The organism is Nigerium sp. (assembly GCF_039811905.1).
In the GTDB taxonomy this organism is placed as follows: Bacteria; Actinomycetota; Actinomycetes; order Propionibacteriales; family Propionibacteriaceae; genus Propioniciclava.
This window is the reverse complement of record NZ_JBDHZL010000026.1, coordinates 1-22,459: the sequence shown is the minus strand read 5'-3', so window position 1 is coordinate 22,459 and position 22,459 is coordinate 1. Positions and strand designations below refer to the sequence as shown.

At 71.2% G+C, this 22,459-nt stretch carries 23 protein-coding genes; 14 read left to right on the top strand and 9 right to left on the bottom strand.

The genetic code is table 11. The annotated features are described in order from the left end of the window. The first annotated feature begins 32 nt into the window (after window positions 1–32). From WMJ97_RS06880 to WMJ97_RS06850, 7 genes are all read left to right on the top strand, one after another. On the top strand, window positions 33–734 hold the full coding sequence (locus WMJ97_RS06880) for a TRIC cation channel family protein (RefSeq protein WP_347348243.1): 702 nt from the start codon (window positions 33–35) through the stop codon (window positions 732–734). Window positions 735–744: 10 nt separating this feature from the next. Next, a complete protein-coding gene (locus WMJ97_RS06875; protein ID WP_347348242.1) occupies window positions 745–2,037 on the top strand; it encodes a glycosyltransferase 87 family protein in 1,293 nt (430 codons plus the stop codon). A 66-nt stretch (window positions 2,038–2,103) separates the two neighbouring features. Continuing rightward, the gene (locus WMJ97_RS06870) at window positions 2,104–2,964 is read left to right on the top strand and encodes a sugar phosphate isomerase/epimerase family protein (protein WP_347348241.1); all 861 of its coding nucleotides are present in this window, start codon (window positions 2,104–2,106) and stop codon (window positions 2,962–2,964) included. Next, window positions 2,961–3,950 carry a Gfo/Idh/MocA family oxidoreductase gene (locus tag WMJ97_RS06865; protein ID WP_347348240.1) on the top strand — a complete coding sequence of 330 codons (990 nt, stop codon included), beginning with the start codon at window positions 2,961–2,963 and terminating at the stop codon, window positions 3,948–3,950. Before WMJ97_RS06870 ends, WMJ97_RS06865 begins: the two co-directional genes overlap by 4 nt. A 132-nt stretch (window positions 3,951–4,082) precedes the next feature. After that, window positions 4,083–5,249: a Gfo/Idh/MocA family oxidoreductase gene (locus WMJ97_RS06860; protein WP_347348239.1), complete on the top strand. Its 1,167-nt coding sequence runs from the start codon at window positions 4,083–4,085 to the stop codon at window positions 5,247–5,249. A 1-nt stretch (window position 5,250) separates the two neighbouring features. Continuing rightward, window positions 5,251–6,099, top strand: a complete 849-nt coding sequence (locus tag WMJ97_RS06855; protein WP_347348238.1) for a sugar phosphate isomerase/epimerase — start codon at window positions 5,251–5,253, stop codon at window positions 6,097–6,099. Window positions 6,100–6,109: 10 nt separating this feature from the next. Continuing rightward, window positions 6,110–6,322, top strand: a complete 213-nt coding sequence (locus WMJ97_RS06850) for an RNA-binding S4 domain-containing protein (protein ID WP_347348237.1) — start codon at window positions 6,110–6,112, stop codon at window positions 6,320–6,322. Between the two features lie 52 nt (window positions 6,323–6,374). On the opposite strand, the gene WMJ97_RS06845 is transcribed toward WMJ97_RS06850, so the two are convergent. Continuing rightward, entirely contained in the window at window positions 6,375–7,088 is a 714-nt protein-coding gene (locus tag WMJ97_RS06845) for a hypothetical protein (protein WP_347348236.1), read from the bottom strand. 150 nt (window positions 7,089–7,238) lie between these two features. Between WMJ97_RS06845 and WMJ97_RS06840 the strand changes: the two genes are divergently transcribed. The 3 genes from WMJ97_RS06840 to folP all read left to right on the top strand — a co-directional run bounded on the left by WMJ97_RS06840 (window position 7,239) and on the right by folP (window position 11,486). After that, the gene (locus WMJ97_RS06840) at window positions 7,239–7,958 is read left to right on the top strand and encodes an HAD-IA family hydrolase (protein WP_347348235.1); all 720 of its coding nucleotides are present in this window, start codon (window positions 7,239–7,241) and stop codon (window positions 7,956–7,958) included. Continuing rightward, the gene (locus tag WMJ97_RS06835) at window positions 7,955–10,462 is read left to right on the top strand and encodes a glycosyl hydrolase family 65 protein (protein WP_347348234.1); all 2,508 of its coding nucleotides are present in this window, start codon (window positions 7,955–7,957) and stop codon (window positions 10,460–10,462) included. The genes WMJ97_RS06840 and WMJ97_RS06835 overlap by 4 nt, the downstream gene beginning before the upstream one ends. 91 nt (window positions 10,463–10,553) lie before the next feature. Beyond that, the gene (gene folP / locus WMJ97_RS06830) at window positions 10,554–11,486 is read left to right on the top strand and encodes a dihydropteroate synthase (RefSeq protein ID WP_347348233.1); all 933 of its coding nucleotides are present in this window, start codon (window positions 10,554–10,556) and stop codon (window positions 11,484–11,486) included. On the opposite strand, the gene WMJ97_RS06825 is transcribed toward folP, so the two are convergent. After that, window positions 11,483–12,700 (bottom strand): MFS transporter, encoded by a 1,218-nt coding sequence (locus WMJ97_RS06825; RefSeq protein WP_347348232.1) that lies wholly within the window; start codon window positions 12,698–12,700, stop codon window positions 11,483–11,485. The two genes, folP and WMJ97_RS06825, sit on opposite strands and share 4 nt — an antisense overlap. A 71-nt stretch (window positions 12,701–12,771) precedes the next feature. Between WMJ97_RS06825 and WMJ97_RS06820 the strand changes: the two genes are divergently transcribed. Next, entirely contained in the window at window positions 12,772–13,164 is a 393-nt protein-coding gene (locus WMJ97_RS06820) for a DnaJ family domain-containing protein (RefSeq protein ID WP_347348231.1), read from the top strand. A gap of 45 nt (window positions 13,165–13,209) precedes the next feature. After that, complete coding sequence (locus WMJ97_RS06815; RefSeq protein WP_347348230.1) at window positions 13,210–14,037, top strand: hypothetical protein; 828 nt, start codon at window positions 13,210–13,212, stop codon at window positions 14,035–14,037. A 66-nt stretch (window positions 14,038–14,103) separates the two neighbouring features. On the opposite strand, the gene WMJ97_RS06810 is transcribed toward WMJ97_RS06815, so the two are convergent. Beyond that, a complete protein-coding gene (locus WMJ97_RS06810) occupies window positions 14,104–14,499 on the bottom strand; it encodes a globin (RefSeq protein WP_347348229.1) in 396 nt (131 codons plus the stop codon). A gap of 100 nt (window positions 14,500–14,599) precedes the next feature. On the opposite strand from WMJ97_RS06810, the gene WMJ97_RS06805 reads away from it, so the two are divergent. Next, window positions 14,600–15,205, top strand: coding sequence for a hypothetical protein (locus WMJ97_RS06805; RefSeq protein WP_347348228.1), 606 nt, complete (start codon window positions 14,600–14,602; stop codon window positions 15,203–15,205). A gap of 35 nt (window positions 15,206–15,240) precedes the next feature. Next, a complete protein-coding gene (locus WMJ97_RS06800; protein WP_347348227.1) occupies window positions 15,241–16,749 on the top strand; it encodes a M1 family metallopeptidase in 1,509 nt (502 codons plus the stop codon). 1,092 nt (window positions 16,750–17,841) lie between these two features. On the opposite strand, the gene WMJ97_RS06795 is transcribed toward WMJ97_RS06800, so the two are convergent. The 6 genes from WMJ97_RS06795 to WMJ97_RS06770 all read right to left on the bottom strand — a co-directional run. Then, complete coding sequence (locus WMJ97_RS06795) at window positions 17,842–18,015, bottom strand: hypothetical protein (protein WP_347348226.1); 174 nt, start codon at window positions 18,013–18,015, stop codon at window positions 17,842–17,844. A 99-nt stretch (window positions 18,016–18,114) separates the two neighbouring features. Continuing rightward, window positions 18,115–18,807 (bottom strand): response regulator transcription factor, encoded by a 693-nt coding sequence (locus tag WMJ97_RS06790; protein WP_347348225.1) that lies wholly within the window; start codon window positions 18,805–18,807, stop codon window positions 18,115–18,117. A gap of 1 nt (window position 18,808) precedes the next feature. Beyond that, on the bottom strand, window positions 18,809–19,981 hold the full coding sequence (locus WMJ97_RS06785) for a histidine kinase (protein ID WP_347348224.1): 1,173 nt from the start codon (window positions 19,979–19,981) through the stop codon (window positions 18,809–18,811). A 76-nt stretch (window positions 19,982–20,057) separates the two neighbouring features. Continuing rightward, the gene (locus WMJ97_RS06780; protein WP_347348223.1) at window positions 20,058–21,173 is read right to left on the bottom strand and encodes a GNAT family N-acetyltransferase; all 1,116 of its coding nucleotides are present in this window, start codon (window positions 21,171–21,173) and stop codon (window positions 20,058–20,060) included. Window positions 21,174–21,207: 34 nt separating this feature from the next. After that, window positions 21,208–22,014: a Sir2 family NAD-dependent protein deacetylase gene (locus tag WMJ97_RS06775; protein WP_347348222.1), complete on the bottom strand. Its 807-nt coding sequence runs from the start codon at window positions 22,012–22,014 to the stop codon at window positions 21,208–21,210. Between the two features lie 41 nt (window positions 22,015–22,055). Next, a partial coding sequence (locus tag WMJ97_RS06770) for a hypothetical protein (RefSeq protein ID WP_347348221.1) occupies window positions 22,056–22,459 on the bottom strand: 404 nt, incomplete at its 5' end.

Genomic DNA, 22,459 nt, shown 5'->3' with positions numbered 1-22,459 from the left:
AGGGGCGTCTCCGCGTGGGATGATCGGCCGCGATGAACGAGTTCGACCCCACGTGGGCCTTCCGCGTCGTCGACGTGACGGGCGTCCTGGCGAACGGGCTCCTCGGGGGCGCGGTCGCCCGGACGCACCGCTTCGACGCCGTCGGCTTCGTCGTGCTCGCGATCGCGTCGGGGCTCGGTGGCGGGATGCTGCGCGACGTCCTGCTGAACCGCCTCCCGGTCGCGCTCACCGACCCCTGGTACCTGGGCGGGGCGCTGGTCTCCGCGGCCGTCGCCTACCTGCTGACCCTCGAAGGACGCCCCGCCCGTCGCCTGCTCGCGGTCGCGGACGTGCTCGCGCTCGGGTGCTGGTCGGCGACCGGGGCGTCCAAGGCGCTCGGCATCGGGCTCGGCTGGATGCCGGCCGTCATGCTGGGGGTCATCACCGCCGTGGGCGGCGGCGTCATCCGGGACATCCTGGTCAACCGCGTCCCCGCGATCTTCGGCGGGTCGCCCCTGTACGCGACCGTCGCGGTGGTGGGCAGCGTCGAGATGGTCCTGCTGCAGGGGGCGGGCCACCCCGAGGCGGGCATGGCCCTGTCGATCGTCACCTGCGCGGCGCTCGGGCTCGTGGCCCGGCGCCGCCGCTGGATGCTGCCGGGCCCCGGCGCGTTCTCGCTGCCGCGTCCGCGGTGGCGTCCGCGCCGCCATCCAGGGCCACGGCGTCCGCGAGACCGGCACGACGGGGCGTGGTGAAATAGGGCGCGTGTCGAGGCGAACGGTCACCGTCGAGGGCGTGCTCGGGATGGTGCTGCTCTGGGCCGTCGCGAAGGCGTTCTCCATCTGGGCGTACGTGCTGCGCCCCGGCGAGTACTCCGACACCTACTACTACTTTCTCCAGATCGAGAAGGCCAAACAGATCGGCGGCAGCCTCGCGACGATCTTTCCCGAGTACCCCACCCCGGCCGCCTGGTTGCTGATGCTGCCGTCGTGGCTCGGCGCGGAGGGGTACGAGGGCTACCGGGCGGGCTTCCTCGTGCTGGTCACGCTGTTCGACGCCGCCTTCACCGCGCTCCTCATCGCGCGGACCGGCCCGATCGGCGTCGCCGGCTGGGTGCTGCTCGTCACGCTCTCCGGACGGCTCGCCCTGCTCCGGTTCGACATCGTCCCCGCGGTGCTCGCCGGGGCGGCCGTCCTGCTGCTGTTGGAGCGTCGCTTCGTCGCCGCCGGCCCCGTGATCGCCGCCGCGACCGCGCTCAAGGTCTGGCCCCTCCTGCTGTTCCCCCTGACGCTCGCCCGTCGCGGACGCCGCGTCGCCGCGACCCTCGCCACGATCGGAACCGGCGTCCTGCTGGCCGCCCTCAGCGTCTGGGACGCCGGGCTCACGCGCCTCTTCTCCCCGCTCAGCTACCAGAGCCTGCGCGGCCTGCAGATCGAGGCGGTCGTCGCGACGCCCGCGATGTGGCGACGCCTCACCGACCCCTCGTATTCCGTGTTCTTCTCCCAGTGGAACGCCTACGAGGTCGCCGGGCCGGCCGTCCCGGCCCTCCTCCTCGTCGCGGACGCCGCCCTCCTCGCCGGCCTCGCCGTCTTCGCGCTCGTGCTGGTGCGCTGGTTCGCCGCAGGCTGCCCGCCGTGGCGCGCAGCCTGGGCGGCGCTGTTCGTGATCGCCATGATGATCGTGACCTCCAAGGCGTTCAGCCCCCAGTACATGCTGTGGCTCGCCGCCCCGGCGGTGGTCGTGCTGGGCGTCGCCTGGCGCCGCCCAGCCCCAGACGCCCTCCCTGAGACTCCCCATCCGGACGCGCCAGGCGCCCCGGACGCCCCCGGCGTCTCCGCACCGGCCGCGGCGACGGCGTCCTATGCCTGCGTCTTCGCGCTCATGGCCCTCACCGTGTGGATCTACCCCGTGACCTACGACGATTGGCTGTTCCACAACGCCCGACGCCCCGTGGTGCTGGTCACGGCCCGCAACGCGCTGCTCGTCGCCTACACCGTCGCGCTCGCCTGGCTGGCCCTGCGGACGCCGCCCTCACGGCAACAGGCGGCCACCCGCTGATTTTCGTCAGTGGCGCCCCGTACGCTGACGGGCACGACCATTCGACGAGGAAAGCAGGTCCTTCTCATGTGGACGCTCACGGGTTTCGCCGACGAGATCTCCCACGACTTCACCGAGCAACTCACGACGCTCCAGCGCCTCGGGGTCGGCTACCTCGAGTTCCGCAGCGCGTGGGGCACCAAGATTCTCGACCTGACGCCCGAGCAGCTCGACGACGCGAAGCGGCTGCTCGCTGAGCACGGCGTGCGGGTGTCCTCCATCGGCTCCGATCTGGGCAAGATCCTCATCACCGACGACTTCGAACCGCACCTGCAGCGCACCCGGCACGCGGTGGAGGTCGCCCGGTTCTTCGACGCGCCCTTCATCCGCATCTTCAGCTTCTTCATTCCCGAGGGCGACGATCCCGACGCGTACCGCGACGAGGTCATGGCCCGCACGAAGGCCATGGTCGAGGTCGCCGAATCCGCGGGCGTCACGCTGCTGCACGAGAACGAAAAAGAGATCTACGGCGACGTCCCCCGCCGGGTGGTCGACCTCATCACCACCATCGACTCCCCGCGATACCGCGGCATCTTCGACCCGGCCAACTACGTCCAGTGCGGCGTCAAGCCGTTCGACGAGGCGTACCCGCTGGTGCGCGAGTTCACCGACTACATCCATTGCAAAGACGCGAGCGCCACCGAGTTCGCCAGCGAAGACCAGTTCGCCGGCCACATCAACAAGGTGCTGCCCTGCGGCGAGGGCGACGGCCAGGTGCGCGAGGTCATCGCGGCGCTCCGCGAGTCGGGCTACGACGGCTTCTTCTCCCTCGAGCCGCATCTCGGCGACTTCGACGCCTTCGGCGGGCTCTGCGGGCCCGACCTGTGGGGGCAGGCGCACGCCGCCCTCGTGAAGCTGTTCGACGAGCAGGGAATCGAGTACCGATGACCACCGCCGCCGTGATCGGTTGCGGAGACGTCTCCGCGGTCCACTTCGAGGCGATCGAGGCCATCGACGGCATCGAGCTCGTCGGCGTCTGCGACACCGACCCGGGGCGGCTCGAGGCGGCCGCCGCGCGCTACGGCGTCCCGGGGTTCGCGACGCACGGCGAGCTGCTCGAGTCGGTCGCGCCCGACGTCGTGCACGTCACCACGCCGCACCACCAGCACGTGCAGGTCTCCCTCGACGCGCTGGCGGCCGGCGTCCACGTGCTGCAGGAAAAGCCGATCGCGCACACGCTGGAGGAGGGCCGGCGGCTGGTCGAGGCGGCCGCCACGGCGTCCGCGAAGATCGCGATCTGCTACCAGAATCGCTACAACGTCTCCAGCCAGCAGGTGAAGCGGTTGCTCGATTCGGGCGAGCTGGGCGAGGTGCACGGCGCGTACGCCTCGGTGGTGTGGACGCGGTCGCCCGGCTATTACCAGGCGCGCCCGTGGCGGGCCCATTGGGCCGAGGCGGGCGGCGGTCTGCTGATCAACCAGGCGATCCACACGCTCGACCTGCTCCAGTGGCTGCTCGGCGACGTCACCGAGCTCTCCGGGGAGGTGGCGACGCGGCGGTACGGGGCGGTCTCCGAAGTGGAGGACGCGGCGGAGATCCTGCTGACGCACGCGGGCGGCGTCCGCACGGCGTTCTACGGTACCCTCGCCGCGCCGCAACATCGTCCGGTCGAGATCGAGCTCGACTGCGAGAACGCGTACGTCGTGATCCGCAACGGGCTGCGCGTCCGTTGGAAGGGCGACCGTCCTCGTGACAAGTACGCCGAGCGCAAGGCGCCCTCGGAGGGCCGGTCGTATTGGGGGGTGAGCCACGAGCTGCTGATCCGCGACTTCTACGGCTCGCTCGACGACCCCGAGCCGTTCTGGATCGGGCCCGCGGAGGCCATGAAGTCGCTGGAGATCCTCAAAGAGGTGTACCGGCAGTCGGGGCTGTGAGGGGTGTCCGGGTCGACCACGCGAACGGTGTACGAACCCCAAGGCAACTCCGGGTAACCCCTCGAATCGCTTGTCGCCGCACACTTAGGGTGGCGGCAGCACACGTCTGAAGCACGCAGCGAAGGAGCTGGCATGGCAGAGAACAAGCTTCGCCTGGGCATCATCGGCCTGGGCGCGGAGGGCGGCATGTACGCCCAGTTCATCAAGAGCGGCATGGTGCCCACGGTGGAGGTCGGCGCGATCTGCGACGTCCTGCCCGAGAAGAAGGCGACGGCGGACGCCCTCGGCGTCCCCTTCTACGACGACTACCGCCAGATGATCGACTCGGGCGACGTCGAGGCGGTCGTCACGACGGTGCCGCACTACCTGCACCCCGAGATGGGCATCTACGCGCTCGAGCACGGCGTGCACGCGCTCGTCGAGAAGCCGGTGGGCGTCTACACGAAGCAGGCGCGGGAGCTGATCGACCTGGCCGCGACCAAGCCCGACCTGACGTTCGGCGTGTTCTTCAACCAGCGCACCAACCCGCTGTACCGCGACCTCAAGGCGTTGCTCGACTCGGGCGAGCTGGGCGCGCTGCGGCACACCTCGTGGGTCATCACGACCTGGTGGCGGCCGCAGGGCTACTACGAGCAGTCCGACTGGCGCGCCACGTGGGGCGGCGAGGGCGGCGGCGTCCTGGTGAACCAGGCGCCCCACCAGCTCGACCTGTGGCAGTGGCTGTGCGGCGTCCCGAAGTCCGTCTTCGCGAAGTGCGCGTTCGGCTTCAAGCGCGACATCGTGGTGGAAGACGAGGTGAACGCCCTCGCCGACTTCGGCGACGGGGCCACCGGCTCGTTCATCACCTGCACCAACGACCTGGTCGGGACCGACCGTCTCGAGATCCTGTGCGACGCCGGCAAGATCGTCGTCGACGACTCCAAGACCGTGACGATCACCCGCCTGAAGAAGCCCGAGCGCGAGATCAGCGACTCGATGGACATGGCGGCGGTCGCCCGGCTCTTCACCGGCCAGCTCAACACGGCCGAGCTGATGGACGTCGAGACGAAGGACTACGGGTCCGTCTGGGGCGCCCAGCACTGCGAGGTGCTGCGCAACTTCGCGGCGGCCGTGGCGGGGGAGGAAGAGCTCATCGCTCCCGGCGGCGACGGCATCCACGGCGTCCGGCTGGCGAACGCGATCCACCTGTCGAGCTGGACCGGCGAGGAGGTCTCGATCGAGCACTTCGACGAGGAGCGGTACCTGGCCGAACTCAACAAGCGCATCGCCGACGAGGGCGCGTTCGCGGAGCGGAGCTGACATGGCGGTGCTCGGGGTACAGATGATGATGCTGCGCGAGCAGGTCGCCGAGCAGGGCATGTTCGCCGTGCTGCAGCGGCTGAAGCAGCTCGACATCGACGCGGTCGAGGTCTCGCAGATTCCGATGGACGCGGCGAACACCGCCGGCCTCGAGCGCGGCCGCGACGAGCTCGGCATCGAGGTGGGCGCCCTGTCGGTCGCACTCAAGGCCGGGCCGACCGCGACCGGGGATGCGCTCGACGCCGACTTCGACAAGATCGTCGCCGACTGCGCGCGGCTGGGCGTCCGGTTCGTGCGCATCGGCATGATGCCGTTCACCGCGATGGTCAGCAAGGACGCCTGTGAGGCCTGGGCGGCCGACTGCGAGGACGCCGCCCAGCGGCTCGCCGAGCACGGCATCACGCTGTGCTACCACAACCACCACGTCGACCTGGCGCAGTTCGAGGGCGAGCGGGTGTTCGACATCGTCCGGAGGGTCGCGCCGAGCCTGAACTTCGAGGTCGACCTGCACTGGGTGCAGCGGGGCGGCATGGCCCCGCTCGACATGCTGAAGGCCTACTCGGGGGTCTGCAAGCTGATCCACGTGAAGGATTTCCGTATCGTCCCGCTGCCGCAGGCGGCCGTCGACGAGATGACGTCCGGCGACCGGGCCGCGGGGTTCGCGATGTTCGTGAACCTGGCCCAGTTCGCCGAGGTCGGCCAGGGCAACATGAACTGGCCCGAGTTGCTCCCGGCGTCCGAGGCCGCCGGCGCGGAATACTTCTTCATCGAACAAGACGACACGTACGGCCGCGACCCGTTCGACTGCATCGCCGACTCGCGGCGCTACCTGGCGTCGATCGGGTACTGAGGAGGCGTCCATGGAGTCCGTCGAGGTGCGCGGAACGATCAGGCTCGGCCAGTTTCTGCAGGTCGCGGGGCTGGTCGACTCCGGGTCGCACGCGCACGCGCTGATCGCCGCCGGGGAGGTGCTCGTCGACGGCGCCGTCGAGACCCGGCGCGGGCGGCAGCTCCACGGCGGCGAGATCATCGAGGTGGGCGGCACCCAGGTGAGCGTGGACGCCGCCGGCTGAGCCGGCGGCGTCCCGGGTCTTGCGGGGCATCACCCCTGGTGACGAGGGGTTCTCACATGGCCTTGGCCGTGTAGTTCACCGCCTTCAGCAGCTCCGCGCGCACCGCAGGCGTGCGCCAGGCGTCCCCGAGGTACTCGGCGCCCGTGGCGGCCACGGCGACGCGGTTGCCCTTGCGGACGACCAGGGTGGCGTCCGCGCCGGGCACGGTGCGGTACCGGCCGTCGACCTTGATCTGCACCCAGCTGCGCAGGGCGACGCCCTGCGCCCAGGCCCCGGCGACGCGGCTCTCGGTGCGCCGGGTCTTCGTTCCGCTGGTGACGACCCCGTCGCAGCGCCGGGACGCCGACGTCACCTGGCTCACGAACTGCCGGGCGGCCGCGGTCGTCCGGAACTGCAGGACGCCCTCGAGTTCGCCGTGCTCCGGCCCGGAGGAGGCGATGACGCGGCTGGCGCGGAGTCGGGCGAACGCGGGCAGGGCGGGCGTCCGGGCGCCGCACTCGACGGGCTGCCAGGCCGTCGGCAGCCAGGCGGTGTCGTCGCCGCTCGCCTTCACGCCCTGGTGCAGCAGGCGCGCGCGGAACGTGAACGTGCCCTTCGTGGCGGGCACGACCCGGTAGCTGGTCGCCCGGGACGCCTGCGCGGCCACGCTCGCGGCCGGGCGGGCCGGGACGGCGGTGGCCGGGGCGACCAGGGCGGGGGTGATGAGGCCGGACGCGATCACTGCGGTGCTGGCGGCGATGGCGGCGAGACGGCGTGGGGTGGGCATGGTTCCTCCTCGTTGGGGTGGGGACGCGCAGGGGACCGGCGTCCCTACGATGATGACGCTCGAGGAGGGCGCAAAGGTTGCTCGTGCGCACGGCGTTTGTCACGTGGCCGAAACGTCCCGATGGGGGAGGATCGGCGGCCCTCTCCTACGATGTGTCGCATGGAGTGGAGTGACTACGACGCCGTCCTGTTCGACCTGGACGGCGTCCTGACGCCGACCGCCGACATCCACATGCGCGCCTGGTCGGAGCTGTTCAACACGTTCCTCGCCGGCCGGGGCGTCACCGAGCCGTACACGGACGCCGACTACTTCGCGTTCGTCGACGGCAAGCCCCGCTACGACGGCGTCGCGTCGTTCCTGGCCTCCCGCGGGCTCGAGGTGCCCTACGGCGATCCGGCTGACCCGCCCGACGCCGAGACGGTCTGCGGCCTCGGCAACCGCAAGAACGCCCTCTTCAACGAGGTGCTCGCGCGCGACGGCATCGCCCCCTACCCGGGTTCGGTGCGTCTGCTCGACAGCGTGCAGGCCCTGGGCAAGGGTGTGGCTGTGGTGTCGTCCAGCAAGAACGCCCGCACCGCGCTCGGCGCGGCGGGCCTCCTCGACCGGTTCGAGGTCATCATCGACGGGCTCGTCGCCGCCGAGGAGGGGCTGCCGGGCAAGCCGGCGCCCGACACGTTCGCCGAGGCGGCCCGCCGGCTCGGCAGCACCGCCGAGCGGTCGGTGGTGGTGGAGGACGCCGTGTCCGGCGTCCGGGCGGGCAGGGCCGGCGCGTTCGGCCTGGTCGTCGGCGTCGACCGGGGCGTGGGCGCCGAGGCGCTCACCGAGGCGGGGGCCGACGTCGTCGTGACCGATCTGGAGGAGTTGCGGTGACCCCCGAGAGCCCGAGCGCCGACCCGATCGACCGGCACCGCTTCCCCGTCGACCCGTGGCGGCTGGTGGAGACCGCGTACTCCGACGACGACCTGGGCGCCTCCGAGACGGTCTTCGCCGTCGCCAACGGCTACCTGGGCATGCGCGGCACGCCCGAGGAGGGCCGGGACGCCGAGGTGCACGGCACCTTCATCAACGGCTTCCACGAGACCTGGCAGATCCGGCACGCCGAGCACGCCTACGGCTTCGCCAAGACGGGCCAGACGATCGTGAACGTGCCCGACGCGATGCTGATCAAGCTGTACGTCGACGACGAGCCGCTGCTGCTGTCGGTGGCCGACCTCGAATCCTACGAGCGGTCGCTCGACTTCCGCGACGGCATCCTGCGCCGCGACATCCTGTGGCGGACGCCCGCCGGCAAGCGCGTCCGCGTCCGGTCGACACGGATGGTGTCGCTGCCCGAGCGGCATCTGGCGCTCATGACGTTCGAGGTCACGATGCTGGACGCCGCCGCCCCGATCGCGATCTCGTCACAGATCCTGAACCGGCAGTCGGGGCGCGACGAGTACAGCCCGGGGGCGGCCGAGCCGGCGCCCGGCAACGTCCACGACCCCCGCAAGACGGCCCGGCTGGACGACGTGCTGGAGCCGATGGGCCACTGGAACTCCGAGCGCCGCATGATCCTCGGCTACCGCTGCCACAACTCCCGCATGACGCTCGCGGTCGCGGCCGACCACACCGTCGAGAGCGACGCCCCCGTCGAGGAGCTCATCAGCACCGAGCCCGACATCGGCAAGAAGGTCTTCCGGGTGATCGCGCAGCCCGGCCAGACGATCCGCATCACGAAGGCGGTCGCCTATCACACGTCGCGGTCCGTGCCGGTGCGGGAGCTCTTCGACCGCTGCCGGCGCACGCTCGACCGCGTCCGGGACGCCGGCATCCCCTCGTTCCACGAGCGGCAGCGCGCCTGGCTCGACCACTACTGGGACACCTCGGACGTCCGGCTCGAGGGGCGTCCGGCCTTGCAGCAGGCCATCCGCTGGTGCCTGTTCGAGTTGGCGCAGGCGGCCGCGCGGGCCGACCAGCACGGCATCGCGGCGAAGGGGGTCACCGGCTCCGGCTACGAGGGCCACTACTTCTGGGACACCGACATCTACGTCGTGCCGTTCCTCTGCTACACGAACCCCGACCTCGCGCGGAACACGTTGCGGTTCCGCACCAGCATGGTGCCGGCCGCCCGGCGGCGGGCGCACGAGCTGAACCAGCGGGGCATCCTGTTCCCCTGGCGCACGATCAACGGCGAGGAGGCGTCCGCCTACTACGCGGCCGGCACCGCGCAGTACCACATCGACGCCGACGTCGTGTTCGCCTTCGCGAAGTACGCCGACGCGACGGGTGACCAGGGCTTTCTCTACCGCGACGGCGCCGAGCTCTTCGCCGAGACGGCCCGCATGTGGGCCGACCTCGGCTTCTGGCGCGAGCAGGCGGACGGTTCGCGAGAGTTCCACATTCACGGCGTGACCGGCCCCGACGAGTACACGACGGTCGTGAACAACAACATGTTCACGAACGTGATGGCGCGGTTCAACCTGCGGCGGGCGGCGTCCCTGATGCGCTCGATGCAGGCCGAGGAGCCGGGCCTGTATGACGGGCTGGTCCGCAAGATCGGGCTCGACCCGGCCGAGATCGACGAGTGGGAGGCCTGCGCCGACGGCATGGTCGTGCTGGTCGACAAGAACCTCGGGATTCATCCGCAGTCGTCCGATTTCCTCCAGCGCGAGATGTGGGACCTGGCGGCCACGCCGCCCGAGTTCCGGCCGCTGATGCTGCACTTCCACCCCCTGGTGATCTACCGCTACCAGGTGCTGAAGCAGGCCGACACGACGCTCGCGCTCTTCCTCGCGGGGCAGGACTTCACGCTCGAGCAGATCCGCGCCGACTTCGACTACTACGACCCGATCACCACCGGCGATTCGACGCTCTCGGCGGTCGTCCAGTCGATCATCGCCGCGCTCGTCGGCTACCGGAAGCTCGCGCTCGACTACTTCTACGCGGGCCTCTACGTCGACCTCGCCAACCTGCACCACAACACGAGCGACGGCGTCCACATCGCCTCGATGGGCGGCGTGTGGAACGCCCTCGTCTACGGCTTCTCGGGCATGCGCGACTACGACGGCACGATCATGTTCGACCCGCGGCTGCCCCGCGGGTGGGACGAGCTGGCGTTCACCCTGTTGGTCCGCGGGTCCCGGCTGCGCGTGACGCTGCAGCAGCGCGAGATCGCGCTCCTCGTGGACGCCGGCGGCGCCCTGGACGTCACGGTACGGGGCCGCGAGCTCCATCTCGCGCCCGGCGAGCGGGTCGCCGTGCCGTTGGAGGGCCAGGGGCCGAACCTGCGCCCGCGGCGCGGAGCCGTGGGCGGCATCCGGTCGGACGGCTCGGTCATCACGTCGAACACCCCCAGCCTGGACGCCTCCTGGGACCGCGAGGACTACGAGTACTGATGGCGACGTCCATGAGCGATGGACGAACGTGGACGGATCGATCCTTGTCGGGGCGTGTACGCCGCCCCGCGGATGTTGGACGATGAAGGGCATGTCAGCCGTGGACGTGTGGCCGGTCGATCTCGTCGCCCCCTCCCCGTTGATCCTGCGGGGGCGGCGGTTCGACGCGGCTCGTCCGGCCGTGATGGCGATCGTGAACCGGACGCCCGACTCCTTCTACGTGCACGCCCGCTCCGACGAGTTGAGCGCGGCGAAGCGTGCGCTCGACCGGGCGGTCGCTCAGGGCGCCGACATCGTGGACGTGGGCGGCGTCCGGGCCGGACAGCAGGGCGACTGGGTGGACGCCGACGAGGAGATCACGCGCCTCATGCCGTTCCTGATCCACGCCCGGGCGACGCATCCCGACCTGATCCTGAGCGTCGACACGTGGCGCAGCGAGGTCGCGCGGGCGTGCGCCGAGGTGGGCGTCGACCTCGTCAACGACACGTGGGCGGGCGCCGACCCGCGTTTACTGGAGGTGGCCGCCGAGGTGGGGGCCGGCTACGTCGTCTCGCACGCGGGCGGGCTGCCGCCGCGTACCGATCCGGTCGACGTGACCTACGGCCCCGATCCCGACGACGTCGTCGCGGACGTCCTGGCGACCCTGCGCGCCGGCGCGGCCCGGGCGGTGGAGGCGGGCGTCCCGGCGTCCCGCGTGCTGGTCGACCCGACGCTCGACTTCGGCAAGACGACCCGGCACTCGCTGCGGCTGGTCCGGGCGACCGCACAGCTGGCGTCCCTGGGCTTCCCGGTGCTGCAGGCCATCTCGCGCAAGGATTTCGTCGGAGAGACCCTCGATCTGCCGCCCGAGGAGCGGCTGGAGGGGTCGCTGGCCGCGACCGCCATCGCCGCGTGGCTGGGGGCGACGGTCTTTCGGACGCACGACGTCGCCCCGACGCGACGGGTCGTCGACATGGTCGCGTCCGTGCGCGGAGACCGGCCGCCGACGATCGCTCTGCGGGGCGAGCCGGGCGTCGCGGATTAGCCGCGGGCGTCCGGAAGCTCGTCGTCGATGTAGCCGTGCCCGGCGGCGACCCAGCCGGCGGCGCCCAGCACCACCGAGGACGCGGTGAGCGCCAGCAGCGGGACGGTCCAGCCGCCGGTCAGATCGTGCAGCGCGCCCACGGCGAAGGGGCCCGCCGCCGCGAGGAGGTACCCCAGCGACTGGGTGAAACCGGAGACCTGGGCGGTGACGTGCGGCGCCCGCGAGCGAGCGGTGATCAGGGCGATCGCCGTCGGGAACGCCGCCGACGACAGGCCGAGGCACAGCGCCCACAGCAAGGCGAGCGACGGCGCGAACAGGACGCCGAGGTACCCCACCGCCAGGCTCAGGCCGAAGACCACGCCGAGGCGGCGCGGGTCGCGCATGCTTTCGACGATGCCGGCCATGACCAGCCCTGACGGGATCCCGCACGCCGCGATGATGGACGCCATCAGCCCGGCGCTTGTCTGGCCGAGGCCGCCGTCGCGCAGCATCTGCGCGATCCAGCCGAACTGGACGTACGCCTGCATCGACTGCGTCCCGAAGAACAGCCCGAGCGCGACCGCCTTCGGCGACCGCGCGACGCCCCACAGGGACGCCCCCGGCGCGACCCGGTGCCCGGACGCCCGCGCGTGCCGCCGCTCGCGGACGGTGAGCGGCACCCACAGCAGCAGGGTCGCCGCCGCACCCACCCCCCAGATGCCCACGCTGGCCCGCCAGCCGCCCGGCGCGACCTGGGCGATCGGGGCCGCCGCCAGGGACGCCGCCGTCGCCCCCAGCGCCAGGCCGGTCGCGTAGAGGGCGCTGAGGGTCGGCGTCCGCAGCGGGAAATGACGCTTGATGAACGACGGGACGAGCACGTTGCCCAGCGCCATGCCCGCGAACGCGAGCACCGACAGCCCCAGGAACGACCACTGGTCGCCGACGAACGATCGGGCGCCGAGCCCGATCGCGATGGCCAGGGCGCCGAGCGTGATCGCGCCGTTCAAGGACAGCCGCACCGCGAGTGAGACCGCGGTCGCGCCGAACACGGCGAAGCAGATGCCGGGCAGCGCCGTCAGGACGCCGGCCGCCACGCCGCTCATGCCCAGCGACTCGCGGAGCTCGGCGAGAACCGGCCCGATCGAGGTCGCGCCGGGACGCAGGTTGATGGCGAGCAGGAGCACGGCGGCGATCGCGGCGTAGGCGAAGGCGGGTCGTCGTGGTGCGTCGGTCACCGGCCCATCCTCTCCCGCGGGGTTGCGTGCCGGGTACCGTGGGCAGCCAGTTGCACCGGAAGGAGGGGCCCGTGCAGTTCGAATCCTGGATCGACCGCCAAATCCGCGAAGCCATGGAGCGGGGCGAGTTCGACAATCTTCCCGGCGCCGGCAAGCCGCTGGAGCTGGACGATTCGGACGACTGGTGGATCAAGGCGAAGATCAAACGCGAGAACCTGGAGCCGGTGCTGCCCGGCGTTCTCTCGCTCCGCAAGGAGGCCGAAACGATCCAGGAGAAGCTCGCCGATGTGAAGCGCGCCGACCGGGCCCGCGAGATCGTGGAAGACCTGAACCGCCGCATCCGCGAGTTCTACGCCCGCGGCTGGGCGCCCGGCGAACCGCGGGTCGTGGTGAAGCTGGTCGACGTCGATGCCGCGCTGCAAGCGTGGTGCAACCGGCGGGAGAATTCAGGTCGCGCCGACTAAAATCAGAAACGAAATCATGCCGAACTACCGACTGACTGATGTGAAATGACGAAAGAAACTTCCCCGTCCGCCGCGGTCGAGCCCGAGAAAAAAGGGCCCGACGAGAAGGCGGGCAAGATCAAAATCGTGCCGGCGCAGCTGATCGGCGGTGCCCTGGCGGCCTGCACGGTGGCCGTCCTCAGCTCGCGCCTCGGCGCGGCGGGCACGGTCGCGGGCGCCGGGCTGACGTCCCTAGTGACCGCCCTCTCGAGCACCTTCTACTCTGCCGGGCTCCAGCGCACGGCGAGCGGCTTGAAGCTCGTCGTGGCGCGGCGGAAGAGCACCGGCGGCGAGAAGGAGACCATCCTCACCGAGGAGACGGTGGACGTCGGGCCCGACGGGCAGGCGCGGCCGGCGTCAGGGACCGTGGCGAAGGTGAACAAGCCGCAGCGGCACCGCAGGATGTGGATCGCGCTGGCGAGCGTCGTCGTGACCGCCCTCGCCACCTTTGGGGTGACGATGCTGGTGCTGACGAGCGTCGAGACGGCGTCCGGTAAATCACTGGACGGCGGGCAGGGCACGACGATCAGCCAGGTGGTGCCGGCGTCCTCGGCCCGGCCGACGCACTCGGCGTCCGCGACGCCGACCTACGACACCACCGCCGAGCCGACGTACGCGGGCGAGACCACCTCGGCCGCGCCGCAGGAAACGCAGGCGACCGACAACGGGACCGTCGCCCCGCAGCCCGCGGAGACGACGACCACGCAGGCCACGCAGCCCGAGCCCACGACCGGCGGTCAGGAGGCCACGACCCCGCGGTCGAAGACCACCTCGCAGTCGAAGACGTCCGGCTCGCAGTCGTCGTCCTCGTCGTCGACCGGGGCGCCCAGCTAAGGCGCCCCGCGGGGACAACTGAACAAGCGACACCCGGCCCGGCCGGGGAGCATCTCGAGACGCCGCTCAGTCGGCGTTGATGAGAAAAGGGGCGGCGCGATCGATGTACTCGCGTAGCTCGAGCTCCTCGGCCGGGCCGAGCCGCGCCTCGGTGATGGCGTCGTGCATGTGGGCCAGCCAGAGGACTTTGGCGCGGGCGGTGACCTTCACGGACATGTGCCGGCGGCGGAGCGCCGGCGCGCCACGACGCTGGGAGAAGATCGGCGGGCCACCCCAGTACTGCTCGAGGAACATCACGTAGCGCGGCTCGACGACGTCGATGCCGGTTCTGCCGAAGAGGGGAGCGAGCTCCGGGTCGAGCTCGACGGCCGCGAAGAAGGCGCGCACCAAACGAACGAACGTGGCATGACCGCCGACGCGTTCGTACAAGGAGCCTTCTTCGCACTCCCACGCGTTGAGCACACCTTCATCTAACCCGCGGCGTGTGGTTCACCGCAGCGGATTCGTCGGATTCGCAGGTTCGAGACAGCCGCCGCACAGGTTCGGTGGCTAGCATGTGCGCGTGCAAGGAGCCACCCGAGAAGGAGCCGCCCGTCCGCGTCGGCGTGGCGCGAGCCTCGCGTTCGACTGGTTGCTCGCCGCGCTGGCGCACCTGTTCGTGTTCGCGTCGTGGGCGGTGACGGTCTCGGCGGTCATGGGGTCGGCGATGGTCGGGCGCATGATGCTGATGAACAGCGAGTTCGCCTACGACACCGGACGCCTGCCGCAGCCGTGGGTGATCCCGCTCGGGGTGGTGGCCATCGTGGTCAGCCACCTGTTGTTCCGGGGCGCCATGCGCCGCTACACGCGCGGTGCGCCGGCCTACGGGCCGAGCGTCGTCGCGTGGTCGGGCATCTGGCTCGGGGTCGCCTGGGGCGCGTACAACTGGCCCGGCCCGATCCAGGTGGGCCGCCGCGTGGGGCCGCACTCGGGCCAATCCGCGCCGTGGGATCTGTTCGTGTGGGTCGCCTACTACGCGCGGTTGTGGCTCCCTGGCCTCGTGACGCTCGTCACCGCGGCCCTGTGGCTCTTCTCGCGGCATTCGCCACTCGTCGTCCTGCTGCGCGCCATCCGCCGGCGCGGCGACGAACGGTTCGTCCGGCGGCGGGCCGCGCCCGCGGCGTCCTGACGTAGTACCTGACCTGACCAGAGGGGGATTGACCCGTGACCAAGGGTGAAGCACGCCGCCGCGCCCGCGTGGTGATCCTGGCGCTGGCTGCGGTGCTCGTCGTGGCGGGGGTGGTGACGGCGCTCGCGCTGCAGCGACCGCCCGCTCCGATCGTGCCCGTGCCGCAGGTCGAGACGCGCACCCCGACGCCGACCGTGCCGCCGCGCCAGTCGAACGACGGCGTGGGCGACCCCTATTACCCGAACGCGGGCGGCGACGGTTATGACGCGCTGTCGTACGACATTCGCGTTCGGTGGGACGAGGCGTCCGGGGAGCTGAACGGGACGACGACGATGCGCATTCGCCCCGACGTGAACCTCTCCGCCGTGCGGGTCGATCTCGGGCTCACCGTGGACTCGGCGACCGTCGACGGCACGGCCGTGCCGGTCGTCGTCGGGAACGGCAGCGACCGGATGCTGCGCCTGTCGAAGGTGTTGCAGGCGGGGCGCGAGTCCGTCGTCTCGATCACTTACCACGGCGACCCGCGGAGCGTCCGGTCGGACGGCGGGGACCGTCCCGTGCAGCGGGGCGACCGGGGGCTCATGATCGCCGGTGAGCCCATCTCGGCGACGGCGTGGTTTCCCTCGAACGACCACCCGAGCGACCCCGCGACCTACGCGGTCAGCGTGACCGTGCCGAAGGATCTGCAGGCCATCAGCGCCGGGCGGCTCATCAGCGAGGACGCGGACTCCGACCCCAACACGGCGACCTGGCAGTGGCGCACCGACCGACCCACGCCCACCTACACCGTGGGTCTGGCGATCGGGCCGTTCCGCATCGAGCGGGAGACCGTCGACGGCATCCCCTACGTGTACGCCGTGTCGAAGCTGCTGTCGGCGGACGAGCAGAACGTCGCCATGGACACGCTCAAGACGACCCCGATGCGCGTCCGGCAGTTGGCCGCGATCTACGGCAAGTACCCGATGGACGCCGGCGGCGGCCTGGTCAGCGCGATGAGCACCTCGTTCGGTGCCCTCGAGATCGCCGGGCGGCCGTTCTACGACTCCGACTTCCTCGACCTGAGCGACGCCGGACGCACCGAGCTGGTCGTCCACGAGAACGCGCACATGTGGTTCGGCAACACCGTCACGCCGGCGACGTGGGCCGACATTGTGATGAACGAGAGCTTCGCCACGCACGCGAGCTGGACGATCGGCGAACTCAACGGGGGGCGATCGGCGAACGACCGCCTCCAGAGCCGGTGGGAGGACGCCTACCCAGGCTTTTGGCGGCAGCCCATCGCGAACCCGGGGCGCGACAACATGTTCGGCACCACGTACGACCGCGGCGCGATGGCGCTCCAGGCGCTCAAGAACGTCATGGGGCGGTCCAAGTTCGACACCCTCGTGCGGCGGTGGGCGGCGGGTCAGGGCCCGCACTCGTTCAACCAGTTCCGTACGCTGGCGAGCGAGGTCGCGGGCCGCGACCTGAGCGACTTCTTCACGGCCTGGTATTCCGCCGACTCCGCGCCGCCCAAGACCGCCGAGTACGGCTGGCCGGGCTAGGCCCTGTCCCAAGGACTGCCCCGGTTCCGTGGGGCACCGCACGTCCGTAGTGTCGACAGCATGAGCCCAGAAATCCCCAGCACGCCTGCCCCGACGGACGTCGCCGAGCTCGTTCGGCGTCTGATCTCTAGTCCCTGGCCAACCACGGAGACAGAACGCCGTGCATGGTTCGCACAGAACGGACTGGACATGACCGAGAAGGCGACCGAAGGGGACATCATCGTTGCGGAGGGGCCGAGCGTCTGGGGGAAGCCTCGCGGCGGATGGCATTTCCACGACGGCGAGTTCGTGGGGTTGTACTGGTTCCTCTGGGCGGGTGAGTCGTGGGCTACCGTCGTGGCCCCGGCGGCTACGCAGCTTCAGGACCTGTTCTCCGGGATCGCGGGCTCCCCGGTCGATGTCGGCGAGGCCAGCGGCCCTGCGACCGGCTTCCGGGCTTCGTGGACGGTGGACGGCTACAGCATCGAGATAGATGTACGCCCATGGTCCCGACCTGGGCGGGGATGTGCCGGACGAGCGCGCCACGGCCGTCCAGTTGCACGTCGACCACACCAGCCGCAGTGCCCGGGAGGATGCCGCAGCACGACCCGCGAGTGCAGCAGTACAAGACAGAAACGGCTAGGAGTCAGCTGCGCCGGTCGCTCAATCCCCACTGGACATCCGGAGTGCCTGCAACCGCACCATGTCCATGGCCTCGCTCGGCACCAGGCACCGAGTTTGGAGACCCTGCCTGGCCCGAAACGAGCGCGCGGCCTCCCCGCCGGTCCGTCATCTGGGAAACAGAAGGCAGTTCGGCGTCCACGTCGTGAACTGTTCGTGATGGACGCCGAATCGTTTTCCGCTGGCATCGACCGAATGCGACCCGGGGCTGTTTCGTGCGATTAACCGGCACGAGCGCAGAAACTTCTTTCGCGGCGGGGCGGTCACCGGGATCAGGGTAGGGCGGCGCTTTCTCGAACGCGCAATCCCGGGAGAATTTCTGGGGCGGTCCCCAGAAATGGGGACAAGGCAATGTCGCGGTGGAAGGCACCCCAGCCAGAGGACGCCCCCGCGACCGGCGGGTCGCGGGGGCGCGTTGGTTCGGTCAGCGGCTCACCAGCGGGCCCAGCAGCCGGGGAACCAGTAGATGAGCCGGCACGCGGTCGTGCCGTCCGAGGACTGGCTGAGCTGGCCGGCGTTGGGCGCGGCCAGGGCGGGCGTGGCGGCGCTGACGGACAGGATGATCGTCGCGGCGATCGTGGCGGTGATTTTCTTCGTCTTCTTCATTCCAGGCATCCCCCTTTATTGACCAGGCGCAAGGGTGCGCCTGTTTGGAGGAGTCCAGCATAACGCGACACGTGTGATCTAAAAAATTGGTGTCACCGATCAGTCGCGGTCGACGAGGCCCCATTCGTAGGCCCGGACGACGGCCTTGAGCCGCGATTTCACCATGAGTTTGGCCATGATCGCCGACACGTGGGTCTTGACCGTCGACTCCGACAGGAAGAGCTCCTGTGCGATTTCTGCGTTGGAATGGGCCCGGCACAGCAACTGCAGGATGTCGAGCTCGCGGGCGCTGAGGTCCACTTCGGGCGGGGGCTCGGCGGAGCGCGGCGGGTGGGTCGGGTGGGCGCCGCCGCGGCCGTCGCGGACGAGCCGCCCGAGCGGGGCAGGGGAGACGACCGTGGTGCCCTCGTGGACGGCGTGGACGGCGTCGACGAGGGCCTTGGGGGAGGCGTCCTTGAGCAGGAAGCCGGCGGCCCCGGCGCGGAGGGCGTTGACCATGTAGTCGTCTTCGTCGAACGAGGTGAGCAGCAGCACGCGGGTCCGCCCCGACCGGGCGCGGATCGCGGCGGTGGCCGTGATGCCGTCCATGACGGGCATGCGGATGTCCATGACCACGACGTCGATCGGGGCGTCGGTGACGGCGGCCAGGGCCTCCTGGCCGTTGGCGCACGCGGCGACCACCTCGATCGTGGGCGAGGCCTCGACGTAGCTGACGAGGGCGGAGCGCACGATGGGGTCGTCGTCGACGACGATGACCCGGATCGGGGCGGCGGGGGAGGGCTGGGGGTCCATGTCAGGCTCCGAGGGGGATCCGGGCTCGCAGGACCCAGGTCGGCGAGGTGCTCGTGACGTCGCACTCGCCGCCCAGGGCCTCGACGCGCTCGCGCGCGCCGACGAGCCCGAGGTGGGTGGTCTTCCCCCGGCCCAGACGGCCGGGGGAGTGGGCGGGGGTGTTGATGAAGACGGCCTCAAGCTCGCCGTCGCCGGTCTCGATCATGATGCTGCAGGGGGCGTCGCGGTCGCCGTGCTTGACCATGTTCGCGGTGGCCTCGGTGACGACCTTGCCGAGGGTCTCGCGGACCGACTCGGGCAGGGCGGCCAGGTCGGCGTCCACGTGGGCGGACGCGCGGAACCCGTTGTCGGTGAGCTCGGCCAGCCGCCGGTCGAGCACCTCCTCGAGCGAGCTGATCTGCCACGGCGAGTGCGGCAGCTCGTTGTCGGGCTCGTTGCGGCGCAGCGTCTCCATCATGCCGCGCAGGTCGCGCATCGAGCGCCGGCCGGCGGCGACGATGTAGTCGAGGTCGGCCACCATGAGCGGGTCGTCGACGCCGCGCAGCTTCGCCTGCTCGGCGCGAAGGATGATCGAGGTCATCCCGTACGCGATCGTGTCGTGCAGGTCTCGCGCGATGGTCCGCCGTTGCGAGCGGACGGCCGCGACGCGCTCCGCGCGCAGGCGCTCCCGCTCGGCGGTGAGCGCGCGAGCGCCCTCCCCTAACACCCAGAAGACGGTGACCAAGAGGCCCCAGAGCACCGCGCCGTTGAGGAACTCGGACCACACGAACTCCGTGCCGACCTCGATGAAGGTCAGCACAGGCCAGTACCACAGGGTCAGCAGCAGGCGCATCGAGCGCTTGCCTCGGGCGCCCGCGCTGACGAGCGGGATGGCGACGGCGAACGCGGCCCAGCGGGGGCTGTCGGTGGGGTCGAATACGAGCGCCGTTAATGCGAGCCCGATGACGCAGCTCCCGAGGATCGGGAAACGCCCCGTGATCACCGCAGCGATACACGCGACAACCTCGAGAGTCCACCCCCAGGGGTCATCGCGATAGGTGGGGAGGAAGATGAGAACCGGGGTGATCAAGAAGACCCCCGCCACCGCCTCCAGCACCCCCGGACGCAGGCTGGGCAGACGCTGGATCAGGTCGCTGATCCGCCCACGCCGTCGCGGGGTTTCCGGAGGGGTCACACGGTGATTATCGCATGCGTACTGCCCTATTTCTTCGGGCGTCCTCGTCCGTGCTCAGGGGAGTCAGTGGCCGCCGTCACGCCCGGCGTTGCCAGGCCGCCTCCAGCCCCTGCGCGACGAACCCCAGGGCCTGGTTGATCGCGAGCATGTGCGTGTTCTCGACCGCGTTCCAGGTGTGCACGCGCTGGGCGGCCGGGTTCGCCTCCACGAGCGCGGTCAGGTTGGCGGCCTTGGCGAGCATGCCGAGCCGGCGTCCGCGGTGATCGCCATGGACGAGCGTGTCCTCCTGCCAGACCCCCGTCGGGTGGTGGTGCGGCCAGAGCAGCTCGGTGTAGGCGGCCAGGTCGCCGGTGGGCCGGTGCAGGACGGCGGTCGTCACGGCCCGTTCCCCGGCCGCGAGGCGTCCGTCGTCGTGCGCCTGGACGCGGTCGGCGTCCCAGTGCTCCTCTTCGATCTCCAGCCCGGCCGACGGGACGTCCACGCTCATGCGGGCCCGCAGGGCCGCGAGCGGGACGAGGTGCTCCTCGGGCGTCCGGCCGACCCACTGCAGCAGCTCGTAGTCGGGGCCGGCGTGCCGAGCGGCGTCGCGCCGCCAGGTGGCCAGGTCCGCGTGCCAGTGCGGGACGTCGGGGAGCAGCCGCAGGATCGAGTACCGCTCGGCCTGTTCGAGCACGAAGCCGCGGTTCCGCGCGAAGGACGCCGCAGCGTGCCGCCCGTCGATCGTGCCGGCGCCGGAGTTCGCCGTCAGCGATCCCGGCGAGCCGGGGAGCGCCGCGGGGTGGAAGCTGGCGGTCGTCCAGACGGTGCGGCCGCGGGCGGCGAGGTCCGCGGCGACGTGGTCGAACAGCCGGCGTCCGATGCCCTGCCCGCGCGCGCTGGGTCGCACGACGAGGGCGACGTCGGCGGACGTCCGGTTGTCGGCGAGAGGCAAGTGGGCCGTCGCCCCGGCGAGCACCTCGTCGGGCCGGACGCCCGCCGGGTCGGTCCCGGCCCGGACCGCCGCCCAGCAGAGCTTCGCCCGGTATGCCTGGTGGGCGTACTGCGCGGCGTAGCTTTCGGGGGTGTCGTCGAAGTCGGTGTGGCCGTAGGCGTCGTGGTGGTGCTCGTTCGCCGCCTGGACGCGCCCCTGCAGCAGCGCCGACGGCTCCGCCCCCTCCCCGGGCACGGGTACCAGGTGGATGTCCACGTCCATGGGCACATCCTGCCCGATGAGCGAACCCGGCGCGTCAGGCGGCGGGCGAGGGGACGAGCGCGCACAAGGTCTCGGACGTGCCGCCCTCCACCCGGACGTCCGCCAACTCGTCACCCCTCGTCGGACCGCGGTTGATGATCGCCAGCGGCCGGCCCTGCTTCTTCACGTGGCGCGCGAACCGGAGCCCGGACATCACTGTGAGCGACGAACCGGCCACGACGACCACCTCGGCCGAGTCGACGAGCGCGTAGGCGTCGGCGACCCGCTGCCGCGGCACCGACTCCCCGAAGAACACGACGTCGGGCTTCAGGACGCCCCCGCAGCGCTCGCAGCCGACCACGACGAAGTCGTGCCAGCGGTCGACCTCGGCGTCCCCGTCGGGCCGCAGCTCGGCCGTGCCGGCCGGGATCGTGCCGGCGACCTCGGGATTCGCCTCCTCCAGCCGCCTCTGCAGCCCGGCCCGCCCGGAGAGGTCGCCGCAGGTGAGGCAGATCACCCGGTCGATGCGGCCGTGCAGCGCCAGGACGCCGCGCGACCCGGCCGCCTCGTGCAGCCCGTCCACGTTCTGCGTGAGGACGCCCACCCCCAGGTGCGCGAGGGCACGGTGCCCGGCGTTCGGCTGCGCCTGCCCGAAGCTGCGCCAGCCCTGCATGGAGCGGGCCCAGTAGCGGCGCTGGTTCTCGACGTCGCCGACGAACTCCGAATACAGCATCGGGTTCGCGGGCGGCGCGGACGGCCCGCGGTAGTCGGGGATGCCCGAGTCGGTGGACACGCCCGCCCCGGTGAGGCAGACCCACGTGCGGCCCTCGAGCAGGGCGCGGAGGTCGTCGATGTCGCGCACGGGTCGAGCCTACCTTCCGCCCCCGGACGCCGCCGCGCGGCTCAGCGGTGGGGGTAGGTGGCCAGGTCGATGCCGGCGACGGCCCAGGCGGACGGGGCGTCAGAGCGCAGCTCGAGGGCGACCACGCGGTCGTCGGCGACGGCGTCCGGGAGCGGCAGGCGCACCGTCTCGAAGCCCGCGCCGACCTCGGTCGGCGCCAGGTCGATCGTCGCGCCGGACGCCGTGGTCAGCCGGGTTTGCAGGGTGCCGGCCCCGGCGAGCGGGGCCAGGTGGACGACGAGGCCGTAGGCGTCCGGGACGTTCGTCGCGAAGCTCGCCGACCCGCCGGCGGCCAGGGTGAGCCGCGTGGCCGCCGGGGCGTCCGCGGGGCAGGCGGCCGGGGTCGTGAGCGCGGCCGCGCTCGGGGTGGCCCTCGGGGACGCCGCGGGCGTCCGGGAGCCGACCC

What these genes read in the sequence shown, in the direction of transcription:
- folP (WP_347348233.1), top strand. Translation starts at nt 10,554, where the DNA reads ATGTCAGCCGTGGACGTGTGGCCGGTCGATCTCGTCGCCCCCTCCCCG.
- WMJ97_RS06865 (WP_347348240.1), top strand. Translation starts at nt 2,961, where the DNA reads ATGACCACCGCCGCCGTGATCGGTTGCGGAGACGTCTCCGCGGTCCAC.
- WMJ97_RS06870 (WP_347348241.1), top strand. Translation starts at nt 2,104, where the DNA reads ATGTGGACGCTCACGGGTTTCGCCGACGAGATCTCCCACGACTTCACC.
- WMJ97_RS06815 (WP_347348230.1), top strand. Translation starts at nt 13,210, where the DNA reads ATGACGAAAGAAACTTCCCCGTCCGCCGCGGTCGAGCCCGAGAAAAAA.
- WMJ97_RS06855 (WP_347348238.1), top strand. Translation starts at nt 5,251, where the DNA reads ATGGCGGTGCTCGGGGTACAGATGATGATGCTGCGCGAGCAGGTCGCC.
- WMJ97_RS06780 (WP_347348223.1), bottom strand. Translation starts at nt 21,173, where the DNA reads ATGGACGTGGACATCCACCTGGTACCCGTGCCCGGGGAGGGGGCGGAG.
- WMJ97_RS06850 (WP_347348237.1), top strand. Translation starts at nt 6,110, where the DNA reads ATGGAGTCCGTCGAGGTGCGCGGAACGATCAGGCTCGGCCAGTTTCTG.
- WMJ97_RS06860 (WP_347348239.1), top strand. Translation starts at nt 4,083, where the DNA reads ATGGCAGAGAACAAGCTTCGCCTGGGCATCATCGGCCTGGGCGCGGAG.
- WMJ97_RS06790 (WP_347348225.1), bottom strand. Translation starts at nt 18,807, where the DNA reads ATGGACCCCCAGCCCTCCCCCGCCGCCCCGATCCGGGTCATCGTCGTC.
- WMJ97_RS06795 (WP_347348226.1), bottom strand. Translation starts at nt 18,015, where the DNA reads ATGAAGAAGACGAAGAAAATCACCGCCACGATCGCCGCGACGATCATC.
- WMJ97_RS06845 (WP_347348236.1), bottom strand. Translation starts at nt 7,088, where the DNA reads ATGCCCACCCCACGCCGTCTCGCCGCCATCGCCGCCAGCACCGCAGTG.
- WMJ97_RS06880 (WP_347348243.1), top strand. Translation starts at nt 33, where the DNA reads ATGAACGAGTTCGACCCCACGTGGGCCTTCCGCGTCGTCGACGTGACG.
- WMJ97_RS06840 (WP_347348235.1), top strand. Translation starts at nt 7,239, where the DNA reads ATGTGTCGCATGGAGTGGAGTGACTACGACGCCGTCCTGTTCGACCTG.